Below are 12,183 nucleotides of genomic sequence, written 5' to 3'. Positions count from 1 at the left end.
TGTCAGTCTATACCAGCCCGGCGCGGGCCAGGGCCTGGCGCACCTCGGCCGGGGCCTCGGGAGCGGCGGCGGGGAAGAGGCGGTAGAAATTGGCGGTGGTCTGCATCGCCACTTCATCGACGCTGATGCCGCGCTCGGCGGCGATGCATTCGGCGACCTCCACCACCCAGGCTGGCTCATTGGGCTTGCCGCGATGGGGCACCGGTGCCAGGTAGGGACTGTCGGTCTCGATCAGCAATCGATCCAGCGGTACCCGCCGGGCCACATCGCGCAGCGACTCGGCGTTACGGAAGGTGACGATCCCCGACAGCGAAATAAAGAAGCCGTGACGCACCGCCTCCCGGGCCATCTCCAGGTCCTCGGTAAAGCAGTGCAGCACGCCACCGATGGCCGGGTCGGTGTGCTCGCGAATCATCGCGAGGGTTTCTTCCCGGGCGTCGCGGGTATGCACGATCACCGGCAACTCGAGCTCGGTGGCGGCGATCAGCTGACGGCGAAAGCGCTCACGCTGGACCTCCCGAGAGGGCACCGTCTCGGGTGACTTCTCCAGGTAGTGGTAGTCGAGGCCGCACTCGCCGATGGCCACGACGCCATAGCGCTCGGCGGCCTCCTTGATCGCCTCGACGCTCGGCTCTTCCTCCACCCGATGCAGCGGGTGCACCCCGGCGGAGATCACCACGTCCTCATGGGCCCGAGCGATGGCGGCGATGCCCGGCAGCTCCTCCAGGGTCACGGCAATGGCCAGGAACTGGCGGACATCGCGGGCGCGGGCCACGGCCAGAACGGCGGCGAGGTCGCCACCGTGGGTGCGGGGTCGAGACGGTCGAGATGGCAGTGGGAGTCGACAAACATGCAGAATCAGGCTCAAAGGGTGAGTGACAGGGACAGCGGCCGGCACCGCTCATAGGGTGTAGGTGGCTCCCCCTTATTCAGCTGGCCGGCCAGCAGGGTTTCGATCCGATCGCGTACGGCCTGGTCCTCGGGGCTGAAATGGATGCCGATACCCGGCACCCGGCGGCCAGCCACACCGTCCGGCGAGACCCATACCACCTGGCCGGTCACCGGGACCCGCTCCTGATCGCCGGGCAATGTCAGCAGCAGGTACACCTCCTGGCCGAGCTCGTAGCGCTCGCGGGTGGGCACGAAGATGCCGCCCCGCTCCAGCAGTGGCATGTAGGCGGAGAGCAGGGTCTGCTCATCCTGGATGGTCAGCGACAGCGCCTTCTGTGCAGCCATGGCATTCTCCTCCCGTGGCTCCGGCGTCAGGAACGCAGCAGAGCGGACCAGCGAACCAGCCAGGCCTCGAGGACCAGCTGGGGATTGGGGTTGCCGCCGGCCGCCAGCAGCCGACGCTGTTCACGCGCATAGTCCAGCAGACGGAACCAGTCGCGCACCCGGGCGTTCTTGACCGCCTGGCGATAGAGCGGCAGCAGGTCGGCATTGCGGACCCGTGCGCCGTCGCCCGACAGCCCCAGCCGAATCAGGTCTTCCAGCCAGGCGATACCGTACCACAGGATCGCCTCGGTGGACTGGCGATCCAGCCGCGCCGCTTCGGCCACCGGCTCGGCACCGCGCACCAGGGCATCGAAGGTCTCGTGGAGCTGCTGACGCAAGGCACGTGCCGGCGGTGCAGCCAGCTCGGTGGCGAGCAGCGGCAGCCCCCCGAGACCCGCCACCAGAAGCGCGCTTCCTCCTCGCCGCCCAGCCGTTCGGTGAGCCAGCCAAGGCTCTGGTCGGCCTGGGGCTGCGTCAGGCTCCAGTGCTGACAGCGGGAGCGGACGGTGGCCAGCAGGCACGAAGGCACATCGGCCAGCAGCACGAACTGGGTCCGCTCTCCCGGCTCTTCCAGGCTCTTGAGCAGAGCGTTAGCGGCGGCCACGTTCATGGCCTCCGCCGGGGTAATAACGATCACCCGATGGCCGCCCTGCTGCGCGGTCTGGGCGACGAAGCCGTTGACCGCGCGGATGGGGTCGATACGAATCTGGCGTTTGCCCTCTTCCGGCGAGACGCGCAGCAGATCCGGATGGTAGCCGGCGGCCAGCATGCGGCAGGCATGGCACTGGCCGCAGGCCACCTCCCCCGGGGCGAGGCACAGCAGCCTGGCAATCAGCGCCTCGGCGAACTGCTGCTTGCCCACCCCGTGGGGGCCGGAGAGCAGCAGCGCATGGGCAGGCGCCCGCTGCCGGCGAGGTCCAGGAAGCGCTGCCATAGCGGCTGCTGCCAGGGCAGCGGGCCCAGCAGTACCGCGGACGCGGGGTCGGCGGGGGCTATAGCCACGGGGCCACCCGCTGTTCCAGGGAGGTTTCGAGTTGCGCCTGGACACGCTCGAGGGGGGCATCGGCATCGATCACGACGATTCGCTCCGGCTCGGCCTCGGCTCGCGCCAGGTAGGCACGCCGCACGGCCTCGAAGAAGTCGCGCCGCTCCTGCTCGAAGCGGTCGCGCACGCCGCCACTGGCGGTCAAACGCCCGTCGAGCCGCCGCTGGGCAGCGTCCACCGGCATGTCCAGCAGCAGCGTCAGGTCGGGAGCGAGCCCCTGCTGTACGAAGGCTTCCAGCTCGGCGATTCGCGCCGCCTCGATACCGCGCCCGCCGCCCTGGTAGGCGAAGGTGGCATCGGTAAAGCGGTCGCACAATACCCAGGCGCCGCGGGCCAGGGCCGGGCGGATACGCTCGGCCAGGTGCTGGGCGCGGGCGGCGAAGATCAGCAGCAGCTCGGCATCCCTGGCCAGCGGCTCGTCGCCGCCGGGGTCGAGCAGCAGCGCCCGGATGGCCTCGGCGCGGGGGTGCCGCCCGGCTCGCGGGTCCGCACGACCTCCAGGCCTCGCGCCTCCAGCCACTCGGCCACCCGCTCGAGGTTGGTGGACTTGCCGACCCCCTCGCCACCCTCCAGGGTGATGAAGCGGCCCTTACCTTGATTGCCATTCCGTTCGGGGCTTTTCCGGCGATAGCCCTGCGAGGAGGCGCTGTGAATACTTCCCTGTACGCTACCGATGCCGTCACTAGCGTAGGACCTCCTCTCCGGGCTATCCCCGGCGCCCCGCACAAGCCGGTCAGGATCATGATTGCCCATGCCTGCTCCAATTAGCGATTGCGGATATAGCGGTTTACCGCATTATTGTGCTCGCGAAGCGTGCGCGAGAAGTGGTGGGTGCCGTCGCCGCGGGAGACGAAGTAGAGCGTCTCGCCCGGCAGCGGGTCCACCGCCGCCTCCAGCGAGGCACGACCGGGCATGGCGATCGGCGTGGGTGGCATGCCGTCGATCACATAGGTGTTATAGGGCGTTGCCTCGCGCAGGTCGGCGCGGGTGATGCGGCCATCGTAGCGCTCGCCCATGCCGTAGATCACCGTGGGGTCGGTCTGCAGTCGCATCCCGCGCTCCATGCGCCGTTTGAAGACCCCCGCGATTTCACGCCGCTCCTCGGGCGCACCGGTTTCGCGCTCGATCAGCGAGGCCATGATCAGCGCCTCATAGGGGGTGTCGATGGTCAGGTCCTCGCTGCGCCCCTCCCACACCTCCTCGAGGATGCGCTCCATGCGCGAAAGCGCCTGCTGCAGGATCTCCAGGTCGTTCATGCCCTTGTGATAGCGATAGGTGTCGGGGAAGAACCAGCCCTCAGGATGCTCCCCCTCGCGCCCCAATAGCGCCATGACCTCGTCGTCTTCCAGGCCCGCCGTGCGGCTCTCCAGCTTGGGGGCTGTCTCCAGTGCGGCCCGCATCTGGCGAAACGTCCACCCCTCGGGAATCGTCAGCGGATAGGTGACCACGCGGTCGCTGCCCAGCAGGTCGATCAGGTCGCGCCCGCTCATCCCCGGTTCGAGCATGTACTCGCCGGCACGCAGCTGCGGAATCGACTCGGGCTCCACTCGGGTCAGCAGGCGAAACGCCCAGTCGTCGCGAATGATGCCCTTGGCGGCCAGGTCCGCCACCACCCGATTGTAACCGGCCCCCCGCGGCACCTCGTAGAGGGTCGCCTGATCCACCGCGATGGGTGCCTCCAGGCGGCTTTCCCAGTAGCGATAGCCACCGAACAGCGCCGCACCGGCCAGAATGGCCAGTACCAGCAGGATTGTTACCACGCGCATCGGCGTCCTCGTCGTGTCATCTCAGGTCAGGGTGTAGATAGCCCAGCAGCTGATGGGCCTTGTCCGGCAGGGGATGGCGCTCGCTCTGCGGCCACCAGCGTTTGAGCTCGCTCCCCTCGGGGTCATCGAGGCGGACCAGTGGCCAGACGCCCTGCACCGAATTGCCCAGCCAGGCCAGCTCGGCATCGAGCAGCGCCTCGGGGCCCGCCTCCACCTCGGCGATGGGCAGCGCCTCCATCAGGGCGGCGCGCAGCGTACCGGCCACGCCGCAGCGGTCGAGACGCGGAGTTTCTAGCCGACCGCCCCGCTGCCAGAACAGATTCATGCAGGTCGCTTCGATCAGTCGACCGTCACTATCGCACAGCAGCCCCTCCGCCACCTCGGGGTCCTGCCACTCGCGGCGAGCCAGGACATTCTCGAGGCGGTTGAGGTGCTTGAGACCCGCCAGGGCCGGCTGGAGGCCAAGGCGCAGCCGACACAGTCTCACCCGCACCCCAGCGCGCCAGCGTGACGGCTGCGGCGCGAAGGGCAGGGTTTGCCAGAGAAGGCGCGGTGACGGCTGACTCGGGGGCAGATAGCCGCGTCCACCGCTGCCGCGGGTCAGGATCAGCTTGAGTATCCCAAGCTCTTTCCCGACCCGTTCGGGCAAGCTGTCGAGGCGGTCGCGCGCGGGCATCGGCAGGCCCAGCGCTTCACAGCCGCGCGCGAGCCGTGCCAGGTGAAACGCCCAGAGCAGCGGGATGCCGTCACGCACTAGCACGGTCTCGAACAGCCCGTCGCCGTAGGCCAGGCCGCGGTCGTCCAGGGGCACCGCGGCCGGCTCCGGCAGCTGCGCCTCGCTCATCCCACCTTGGTGAAGAGCAGGGTACCGTTGGTGCCGCCGAAGCCGAAGGAGTTGGACAACGCCACCTCGACCTTCATCTCGCGGGCAGTGTGCGGCACATAGTCCAGATCGCAGCCCTCCTGAGGATTGTCCAGGTTGATGGTGGGCGGCGCCACCTGGTCGCGGATGGCAAGCACCGAGAAGACCGCCTCGACGGCCCCGGCGGCTCCCAGCAGGTGGCCGATCATCGACTTGGTGGAGCTCACCGCCACCGACTTGGCCGCCTCCCCCATCACCGCCTGAACGGCGCGGCTCTCGGCCAGGTCGCCGGCCGGCGTGGAAGTGCCATGAGCATTGATATAGTCGATGGTCGAGGCATCGATGCCGGCATCGCGAACCGCATTGCGCATGGAAAGCGCCGCCCCGCTACCGTCGACCGGCGGCGCGGTCATGTGGTAGGCGTCATCGCTCATGCCAAAGCCGCTCAGCTCGGCGTAGATGGTCGCGCCGCGGGCCTTGGCATGCTCATACTCCTCGAGCACCAGCACCCCGGCGCCGTCGGAAAGCACGAACCCATCGCGGTCGCGGTCCCAGGGGCGGCTGGCCGCTTCCGGCGCCTCGTTGCGGGTCGACAGCGCCCGGGCGGCAGAAAGCCGCCGAGACCCAGCGGCGTGGTTGCCATCTCGGCACCGCCGCAGATCATGACATCGGCATCGCCATAGGCGATGGTGCGGGCGCTGTAACCGATGTTGTGCGTCCCGGTGGTGCAGGCCGTGGTGATGGCGATGTTGGGCCCGCGAAAACCGTGCTGGATCGCCAGGTTGCCGGAGATCATGTTGATGATCGAGCCGGGCACGAAGAACGGCGATACGCGCCGCGCGCCGCCCTTGTTCAGGGCATTGTGGTTATGCTCGATCATCGGCAGCCCGCCGATGCCGGAGCCGATCGCCACGCCGATGCGCGGGGCGTTCTCCTCGGTGCATTCGATGCCGGCATCGCTGATGGCCTGTGCGCCCGCGGCCACGCCATACTGGATGAACAGGTCCATCTTGCGAGCGTCCTTGGGATTTAGGTAGGGGCTGATATCGAAGCCCTTGACCGACCCCCCGAAGCGGGTATTGAAGCCACTGGCATCGAAATGCTCGATGGGGGCAATACCGCTCTTGCCTGCCAGGATGTTGGCCCAGCTTTCCTTGACGGTGTTGCCCACCGGCGTAACCAGACCCAGCCCGGTCACCACTACTCTACGAGCCATCAGCACTCCTCCAGACAACCTTGGTGACACGACCCGTCAGCGGGGTCGCCATTGCGCGCATTATAACGAACATCGCACCGCTTGGGCATCGGCTGCCCCACAATACGAAAAGCCGTCCTGGTGATCAGGACGGCTTTCCACGGCCCTGAGGTAGGGGCCTCTCACTCAGCAAGCAGTGACTACCACGCCTTTACTGATGGGCGTTGACGTAGTCGATGGCTTCCTGAACGGTGGTGATCTTCTCGGCTTCTTCATCGGGAATCTCGGTGTCGAATTCCTCTTCGAGCGCCATGACCAGCTCGACGGTGTCCAGGGAATCGGCGCCCAGATCTTCGGTGAAGGAGGAGCTGTTCTGGATATCCTCTTCCTTGACGTTCAGGCGCTCGGCCACAACCTTCTTCACGCGCTCTTCGATGGTGCTCATTATGACGTACTCCAGTCGTTCACGTTAGCCGTTCTGATGACCAGCCGGGTGGTCCGCAACCTCAAGCTGCGGGGTAGTTTATAGACGCCCCCCGTCGGCGCAACCGCCGACAAACAAGGGCTTCAACGCATGTTCATGCCGCCGTTGACCTGCAGGGTCTCGCCGGTAATGTAGCCGGCACTCTCCCCGGTGAGAAAGCCCACCGCGGCCGCAATCTCTTCAGGCTCGCCCAGTCGGGCCAGCGGAATCTGGGTCAGCAGCGCCTTGTGCTGCTCTTCGGGCAGGGCCCGCGTCATGTCGGTGGCGATGAAGCCCGGCGCCACCGCGTTGACGGTGATCGCCCGTGTGGCGACCTCACGGGCCAGCGCGCGGGTGAAACCCTCCATGCCGGCCTTGGCGGCAGCATAGTTGCTCTGCCCCAGATTGCCCATGGTCGCCACCACCGAGCTGATGTTGACGATGCGGCCGAAGCGGGCGCGGGTCATGCCTCGCAGACAGGCCTTGGTGACGCGATAGACCGACTTGAGATTGGTGTCGATCACCGCATCCCATTCGTCTTCCTTCATGCGCATCAGCAGGTTGTCACGCGTGATACCGGCATTGTTGACCAGGATGGTCGGTGCGCCGAACTCCTCGCCAACCGCCTTGACCAGCGCCTCCACGCTGGCCGGATCGGTCACGTCCAGGGCGCGACCGCCCCCCTCGATGCCACTGGCACGCAGGTCCTCGTCGATCCTTTCCGCGCCGGCTTCGGTGGTGGCCGTACCGATCACCACTCGTCCCTGGCGACCCAGTTCATGGGCGATAGCGCGGCCGATGCCGCGACTGGCGCCTGTCACCAGGGCGATTCTGCGTTCGCTCGTCATAGCTGTTCCCGATATCCATGCTGTTTGAACTGGGGCTGTCGCCCCGGCGGCTCACTGCCCGGCCTTCTCGCGGGCCAGCTCCAGAGCAGCCTCCAGGCTGTCGGGGTCATTGACCGCCAACCCCTTGGTGCCGCGCGCAATCCGCTTGCCCAGCCCGGTGAGCACCTTGCCCGGGCCACACTCGATGAAGACCTCGGCGCCGCCTGCGGCCATGGCCTCTACGCAGGCGGTCCAACGCACCGGCTGATAGAGCTGCTCCACCAGGCGGGTACGCAGCGTTGCCAGGTCGGCGTGCGGCTGGGCGTCGACGTTTTGATAGACCGTATAGCGCGGCGGGCGCATGTCGAGGGCGCCCATGGCCGACTCGAGTCGCTCCGCCGCCGGACGCATCAGCGCGCAGTGCGAGGGCACCGACACCGGCAGCGGCATGGCGCGTTTGGCGCCCGCCTCCTGACAGGCCGCCACGGCTCGCTCGACGGCCGCCTTGCTGCCGGCGATCACCACCTGGCCGGGCGCATTATAGTTGACGGCAGAGACCACTTCATCCTGAGCGGCTTCGGCGCAGGCCTTTTCCACCACGGCATCGTCGAGCCCCAGAATCGCCGCCATGGCCCCCTCCCCCTTGGGCACCGCCTGCTGCATGGCCTCGCCACGCAACTTGACCAGACGCACGCCGTCGGCAAAGCCCAGCACGCCGGCACATACCATGGCGCTGTACTCACCGAGACTGTGTCCTGCCATGGCGCCGGGCCGAGGCCCTTCCAACTCCTGCCAGACGCGCCAGATCGCCACACTGGCGGTCAGCAGCGCCGGCTGGGTGCAGGCGGTAGCGTTAAGCGCCTCCTCGGGCCCCTCTTGCACGACCTGCCAGAGGTCATAGCCCAGCGCATCGGCGGCCTCCTCGAAGGTGGTTCGCACCACGCTGTAGCGCTCGGCCAGCTCACGCAGCATGCCAATCTGCTGGGAGCCCTGCCCGGGAAAGACGAGGGCAAGGGGTTGAGTCATGTCATTCACCTTTACTCTTGTTGAGTGCTGTCCTGCCTGCTTCTATCTACCGCCGCTGACCGGCACCGAGCTCGCAGGCCAGTCGTGATGGAAGGTCATGGCTAACCTCGCGAGCGGCCCGCAGCACCGCATAGGAGAAGCCGGTGGCTTCGGCCCCGCCGTGGCTCTTGACCACGATGCCGGCCAGCCCCAGCAGGCTGGCGCCATTGTAGCGCACCGGGTCCAGCTCCCCCTTCAGGCGCCGCAGCGCCGGGCGAGCCAGCAGCCCCACCAGACGGCTGCTCCAGTGGGCCTCGAACGTCGTCTGCACGCGCTCGATCAGCATCCGCGCCAACCCTTCGCTGGCCTTGAGCACAGCGTTGCCGACGAAGCCGTCACAGACGACCACGTCCGCTTCTCCGGCGAAAATGCCGTCTCCCTCGACGAAGCCGCAATAGCGCAGCCCCGGTAACGCCCGCAGCCGGGCATCGGCTTCGCGCACGCTGGCGCTTCCCTTGGTGCCTTCGCTGCCGACGTTGAGCAGCGCCACCCGGGGAGCGGCCAGGCCGTCCACGTGCCGCGCCATCACATCGCCCATGCGGGCGAAGTCGACCAGCCGCTCGGCGCCGACGTCGACGTTGGCCCCCAGATCGAGCAGATAGCAGAGCCCTTCGCCGCGCACGGGAATGGCGGTACTGATCGCCGGGCGCGGAATATCCGCCACCGTGCCCAGCTCGCGCCGGGCCAGAGCCATCAAGGCGCCGGTGTTACCCGAGCTGACGCCGGCCGCGGCCCTTTTATCGGCCAGATGTCCGAGCATCTTCGCCATGCTGCTGCGCTCGCCGCGTCGCAGCGCCTCGGAGGGGCGCTGGTCCTGACGGATCGCCTCGGGGGCATGATGGACGGCCAGATGTGAGCCTGCCGCGACAAGGTGCCGCGGCAGGCTTTCAAGCTCGGCTTCCAGCAAGGTACGCGGGCCAAACAGATCGATCGACAGTCCCGGCCATGCCCGCACCGCGGCGGCCGCACCGTGAACCGCTGCGCGCGGACCGGCATCGCCACCCATGGCATCGACGGCAATCCGCACGCTCAGGCACCGCGCCGCTTCGACAGCGCGCCGATATTAGGCGTCGACGACCTTGCGGCCACGGTAGAAGCCGTCGGGAGAGACGTGGTGGCGCAGGTGGGTGGTGCCGGTTTCCTTGTCCTGGGACAGGGTCGGGGCGCTCAGAGCGTCGTGGCTGCGACGCATGCCGCGCTTGGAACGGGTCTTGCGGTTCTGTTGAACTGCCATGAGGTGTCACTCCAGAGTGAATCGAGGGTAGATCAGGTTTTGCCCTTGAGGCGACGCAGCACCTCGAAGGGGCTTGCGGGAGTCGGCTCCGCGGACTCGGCCTCCTCACCGCTGCTCAGCTGGTCGCGCGAAACCCCACACTGGGCCTCGTCGTGGTAAACCACCTGGGCAGACTGAGAATGAGTTCATCCTCGACCACCGCCAGCAGGTTCAGCTGTTCGTCTTCCACCAGCACCGGCTCGTGGGTGCTCGGCAGCTCGGCGGCCAGCGCATCGCTGGTCACCATTCCCAGCAGGAAATCGCTTTCGACGCACTGCGTCAGCGGCTCGAGGCAGCGCCGACAGGGCAGCTGCAGCTCGGCCTCCAGGCGACCGCGAATCTCGCGGCGCCCCTGGGCGTCGATGGCGAAGGTGAGCCACACCCGGCAGTCGCCGACCTGGGCACCGACGTGCTCGGCCAGGCGCTCGAACTGGTCGAGCGCCATCAGGCCCTCGAGGCGCTCGGCGCGGGCCGCGAGCCGATAGGGCTCGACCCGATGGGGAAGTCGTGAAGTCAACATAGGCGCGCAATGATAGGCACTCCCCCCGTCCCTGTCAAAGCCGCCGTCACGGCGGGTTACAATGGTGACGCCAAGGACCGCAACGCCCCGACCCCGCCGGCTCGACACAGGCGATTCACAGGGCGACGTCCCCACAGCCATACGACACAAGGAGCACCGCATGCCGCGCCTCGTTCTCGCTTCCGGCTCGCGCTGGCGACGCCAGCTAATCGATCGCCTGGGCCTGCCCTACACCTGGGCGAGCCCCGACATTGACGAGACGCCACGCCCGGGGAATCCCCCGAGGCGCTGGTGCACCGCCTGGCGCTGGCCAAGGCCAACCGCGTCGCCGCGGACCATCCCGACCATCTGATCATCGGCTCCGACCAGGTGGCCCTGTTCAACGGCGAGATTCTCGGCAAACCAGGGAACGCCGCCACCGCGCGCCACAACCTCGAACGCTTCTCGGGTCAGCGGGTTCGCTTTCTTACCGGCCTGGCCCTGGTGGATACCCGCGCCAACCGCCACTGGGTCGGCCACGAGCGCTACGAGGTGGTCTTTCGACGGCTGAGCGAGGGCGAAATCGCCCGCTATGTCGAACGGGAGCAGCCGCTGGACAGCGCCGGCAGCTTTCGCATGGAGGGGCTGGGTATCGCCCTGTTCGAGAGGCTCGAGGGCGACGACCCCAACACCCTGATCGGCCTGCCGCTGATCCGCCTGTGCGCCCTGCTGCGCGAAGCTGGCCTGGACCCGCTGGGCGAGCCTCAGGGTAGCTGATAGCGCACCGGCGAACCGCTCGAGGGGACGCCCAGCCATTCCGCCGCGACCCGGCCGAAGCGACGCGTCAGCCGCTCGAAGGGGTCGAGGCGCGGCGTGTAGTCGTGCAGGCGCACCTCGCCCAGGCGCTGGCGCGAGAGCCCATCGAGGCTATCGAGGGCGTCGACCAGACCCAGCTCGACGGCCTGCTCGCCATTCCACACCAGCCCGGAATAGAGGCGTTCATCCTCGACCAGGCGATCGCCCCTTCCCTGGCGCACCGCCTCGACGAACTGCTGATGGGTGGTGTCGAGCACCGACTGCCAGAACTCACGCTGCTCCGGCGCCACCGAGGAGAAAGGATCGAGGAACGCCTTGTTATCCCCGGCGGCATAGACGCGACGCTCCACGCCGAGCCGCTCGATGGCTTCCTCGAAGCCGAAGCTGGCGAAGATCACGCCGATGGATCCGACCAGGCTGGCCGGCGCCGCGACGATCTCGTCGGCCGCCGCGGCAATGTAATAGGCCCCGCTGGCGCCGACGTCCTCGATCACCGCGATGATCGGCTTGTCGCCCTGCTCGCGCAGCCGGATCAGCTCATCATAGATACGCTGGGACTGGACCGGACTGCCGCCGGGACTGTCGATATGCAGCACCACCGCCGCGGCGCGCTCGGCCTCCCAGGCCCGCCTGACCCCCTCGATGACGCGCTCGGCGCTGGCCGGCGACTCCCCGTCGATCACCCCCCGAACCTTGACCACTCCCAGGTGTTCGCGCTCGGGCTCGCGAGCGGTCTGGGTACCGAAGATGCCGTAGAGCGTGGTGGCCAGCGAGCCCAGAATCAGCAGGGCAAAAAGAAGCGGAAGAACAGCTTCCAGCGCCGCGTGCGACGCTGCTCGACCAGCACCCCGTCGATCCAGCGATCCAGCATCTGCTGCTGCGCCAATCGCTGACGCTCTCGCAGGGTCTCGGCGCTCTCCGGCTCGTGCTGCGTCGCGGCCGCCTCGGCCTGCTTGGCCCCCCTCGCCTCCTTCGCCTGCTCGGGGCTCAGCTGAGGGCCCTGGGTCCAGCGGTCGTCACGCTTGTCATCATCGCTCATGGGCTTGCTGCACTCCTATGACGGTCCTGTTGTCGACACCCTCTCACCAGCTGAGCGA

At 67.8% G+C, this 12,183-nt stretch carries 9 protein-coding genes and 7 pseudogenes; 1 reads left to right on the top strand and 15 read right to left on the bottom strand.

The genetic code is table 11. The features are described from left to right. Window positions 1-7 precede the first annotated feature (7 nt). From ACSJDS_RS09050 to ACSJDS_RS08985, 14 genes and pseudogenes are all read right to left on the bottom strand, one after another. A pseudogene (locus ACSJDS_RS09050) lies at window positions 8-852 on the bottom strand (TatD family hydrolase). 12 nt (window positions 853-864) lie between these two features. Continuing rightward, entirely contained in the window at window positions 865-1,236 is a 372-nt protein-coding gene (locus tag ACSJDS_RS09045) for a PilZ domain-containing protein (protein ID WP_473032974.1), read from the bottom strand. 26 nt (window positions 1,237-1,262) lie between these two features. Beyond that, window positions 1,263-2,271 (bottom strand): annotated as a pseudogene (locus tag ACSJDS_RS09040) (DNA polymerase III subunit delta'). Next, window positions 2,268-2,899 (bottom strand): annotated as a pseudogene (tmk, locus tag ACSJDS_RS09035) (dTMP kinase). Before tmk ends, ACSJDS_RS09040 begins: the two co-directional pseudogenes overlap by 4 nt. 185 nt (window positions 2,900-3,084) lie before the next feature. Then, window positions 3,085-4,086: an endolytic transglycosylase MltG gene (mltG, locus tag ACSJDS_RS09030; protein WP_473032973.1), complete on the bottom strand. Its 1,002-nt coding sequence runs from the start codon at window positions 4,084-4,086 to the stop codon at window positions 3,085-3,087. A gap of 16 nt (window positions 4,087-4,102) precedes the next feature. Then, window positions 4,103-4,930 carry an aminodeoxychorismate lyase gene (gene pabC / locus ACSJDS_RS09025; RefSeq protein WP_473032972.1) on the bottom strand — a complete coding sequence of 276 codons (828 nt, stop codon included), beginning with the start codon at window positions 4,928-4,930 and terminating at the stop codon, window positions 4,103-4,105. Further along, entirely contained in the window at window positions 4,927-5,478 is a 552-nt protein-coding gene (locus ACSJDS_RS09020; RefSeq protein ID WP_473035006.1) for a beta-ketoacyl-[acyl-carrier-protein] synthase family protein, read from the bottom strand. Before ACSJDS_RS09020 ends, pabC begins: the two co-directional genes overlap by 4 nt. Before the next feature lie 9 nt (window positions 5,479-5,487). After that, a pseudogene (locus ACSJDS_RS09015) lies at window positions 5,488-6,164 on the bottom strand (beta-ketoacyl synthase N-terminal-like domain-containing protein); the annotation flags it as partial. 190 nt (window positions 6,165-6,354) lie between these two features. Beyond that, window positions 6,355-6,588: an acyl carrier protein gene (gene acpP / locus ACSJDS_RS09010; RefSeq protein WP_008956801.1), complete on the bottom strand. Its 234-nt coding sequence runs from the start codon at window positions 6,586-6,588 to the stop codon at window positions 6,355-6,357. Between the two features lie 122 nt (window positions 6,589-6,710). Further along, window positions 6,711-7,454, bottom strand: a complete 744-nt coding sequence (gene fabG / locus ACSJDS_RS09005; RefSeq protein WP_473032971.1) for a 3-oxoacyl-ACP reductase FabG — start codon at window positions 7,452-7,454, stop codon at window positions 6,711-6,713. A gap of 51 nt (window positions 7,455-7,505) precedes the next feature. After that, window positions 7,506-8,459, bottom strand: a complete 954-nt coding sequence (gene fabD, locus ACSJDS_RS09000; protein ID WP_473032970.1) for an ACP S-malonyltransferase — start codon at window positions 8,457-8,459, stop codon at window positions 7,506-7,508. 46 nt (window positions 8,460-8,505) lie between these two features. Further along, the gene (plsX, locus tag ACSJDS_RS08995) at window positions 8,506-9,525 is read right to left on the bottom strand and encodes a phosphate acyltransferase PlsX (RefSeq protein WP_473032968.1); all 1,020 of its coding nucleotides are present in this window, start codon (window positions 9,523-9,525) and stop codon (window positions 8,506-8,508) included. 36 nt (window positions 9,526-9,561) lie between these two features. Further along, complete coding sequence (gene rpmF, locus ACSJDS_RS08990; RefSeq protein WP_021820795.1) at window positions 9,562-9,732, bottom strand: 50S ribosomal protein L32; 171 nt, start codon at window positions 9,730-9,732, stop codon at window positions 9,562-9,564. 32 nt (window positions 9,733-9,764) lie between these two features. Beyond that, window positions 9,765-10,291 (bottom strand): annotated as a pseudogene (locus tag ACSJDS_RS08985) (YceD family protein). 160 nt (window positions 10,292-10,451) lie between these two features. Here ACSJDS_RS08985 and ACSJDS_RS08980 point away from each other — a divergent pair. Continuing rightward, window positions 10,452-11,047 (top strand): annotated as a pseudogene (locus ACSJDS_RS08980) (Maf family protein). On the opposite strand, the pseudogene sppA reads toward ACSJDS_RS08980, so the two are convergent. Continuing rightward, window positions 11,035-12,125, bottom strand: a pseudogene (sppA, locus tag ACSJDS_RS08975) (signal peptide peptidase SppA). The pseudogenes ACSJDS_RS08980 and sppA overlap by 13 nt on opposite strands. Window positions 12,126-12,183: the final 58 nt, after the last annotated feature.

It is taken from the genome of Halomonas sp. SL18_1 (genome assembly GCF_055755715.1).
This window is presented reverse-complemented; position numbering and strand designations above follow the sequence as displayed.

Coding starts and splice junctions, on each gene's coding strand:
- pabC (WP_473032972.1), bottom strand. CDS start 4,930: ATGAGCGAGGCGCAGCTGCCGGAGCCGGCCGCGGTGCCCCTGGACGAC.
- acpP (WP_008956801.1), bottom strand. CDS start 6,588: ATGAGCACCATCGAAGAGCGCGTGAAGAAGGTTGTGGCCGAGCGCCTG.
- fabD (WP_473032970.1), bottom strand. CDS start 8,459: ATGACTCAACCCCTTGCCCTCGTCTTTCCCGGGCAGGGCTCCCAGCAG.
- ACSJDS_RS09045 (WP_473032974.1), bottom strand. CDS start 1,236: ATGGCTGCACAGAAGGCGCTGTCGCTGACCATCCAGGATGAGCAGACC.
- rpmF (WP_021820795.1), bottom strand. CDS start 9,732: ATGGCAGTTCAACAGAACCGCAAGACCCGTTCCAAGCGCGGCATGCGT.
- fabG (WP_473032971.1), bottom strand. CDS start 7,454: ATGACGAGCGAACGCAGAATCGCCCTGGTGACAGGCGCCAGTCGCGGC.
- mltG (WP_473032973.1), bottom strand. CDS start 4,086: ATGCGCGTGGTAACAATCCTGCTGGTACTGGCCATTCTGGCCGGTGCG.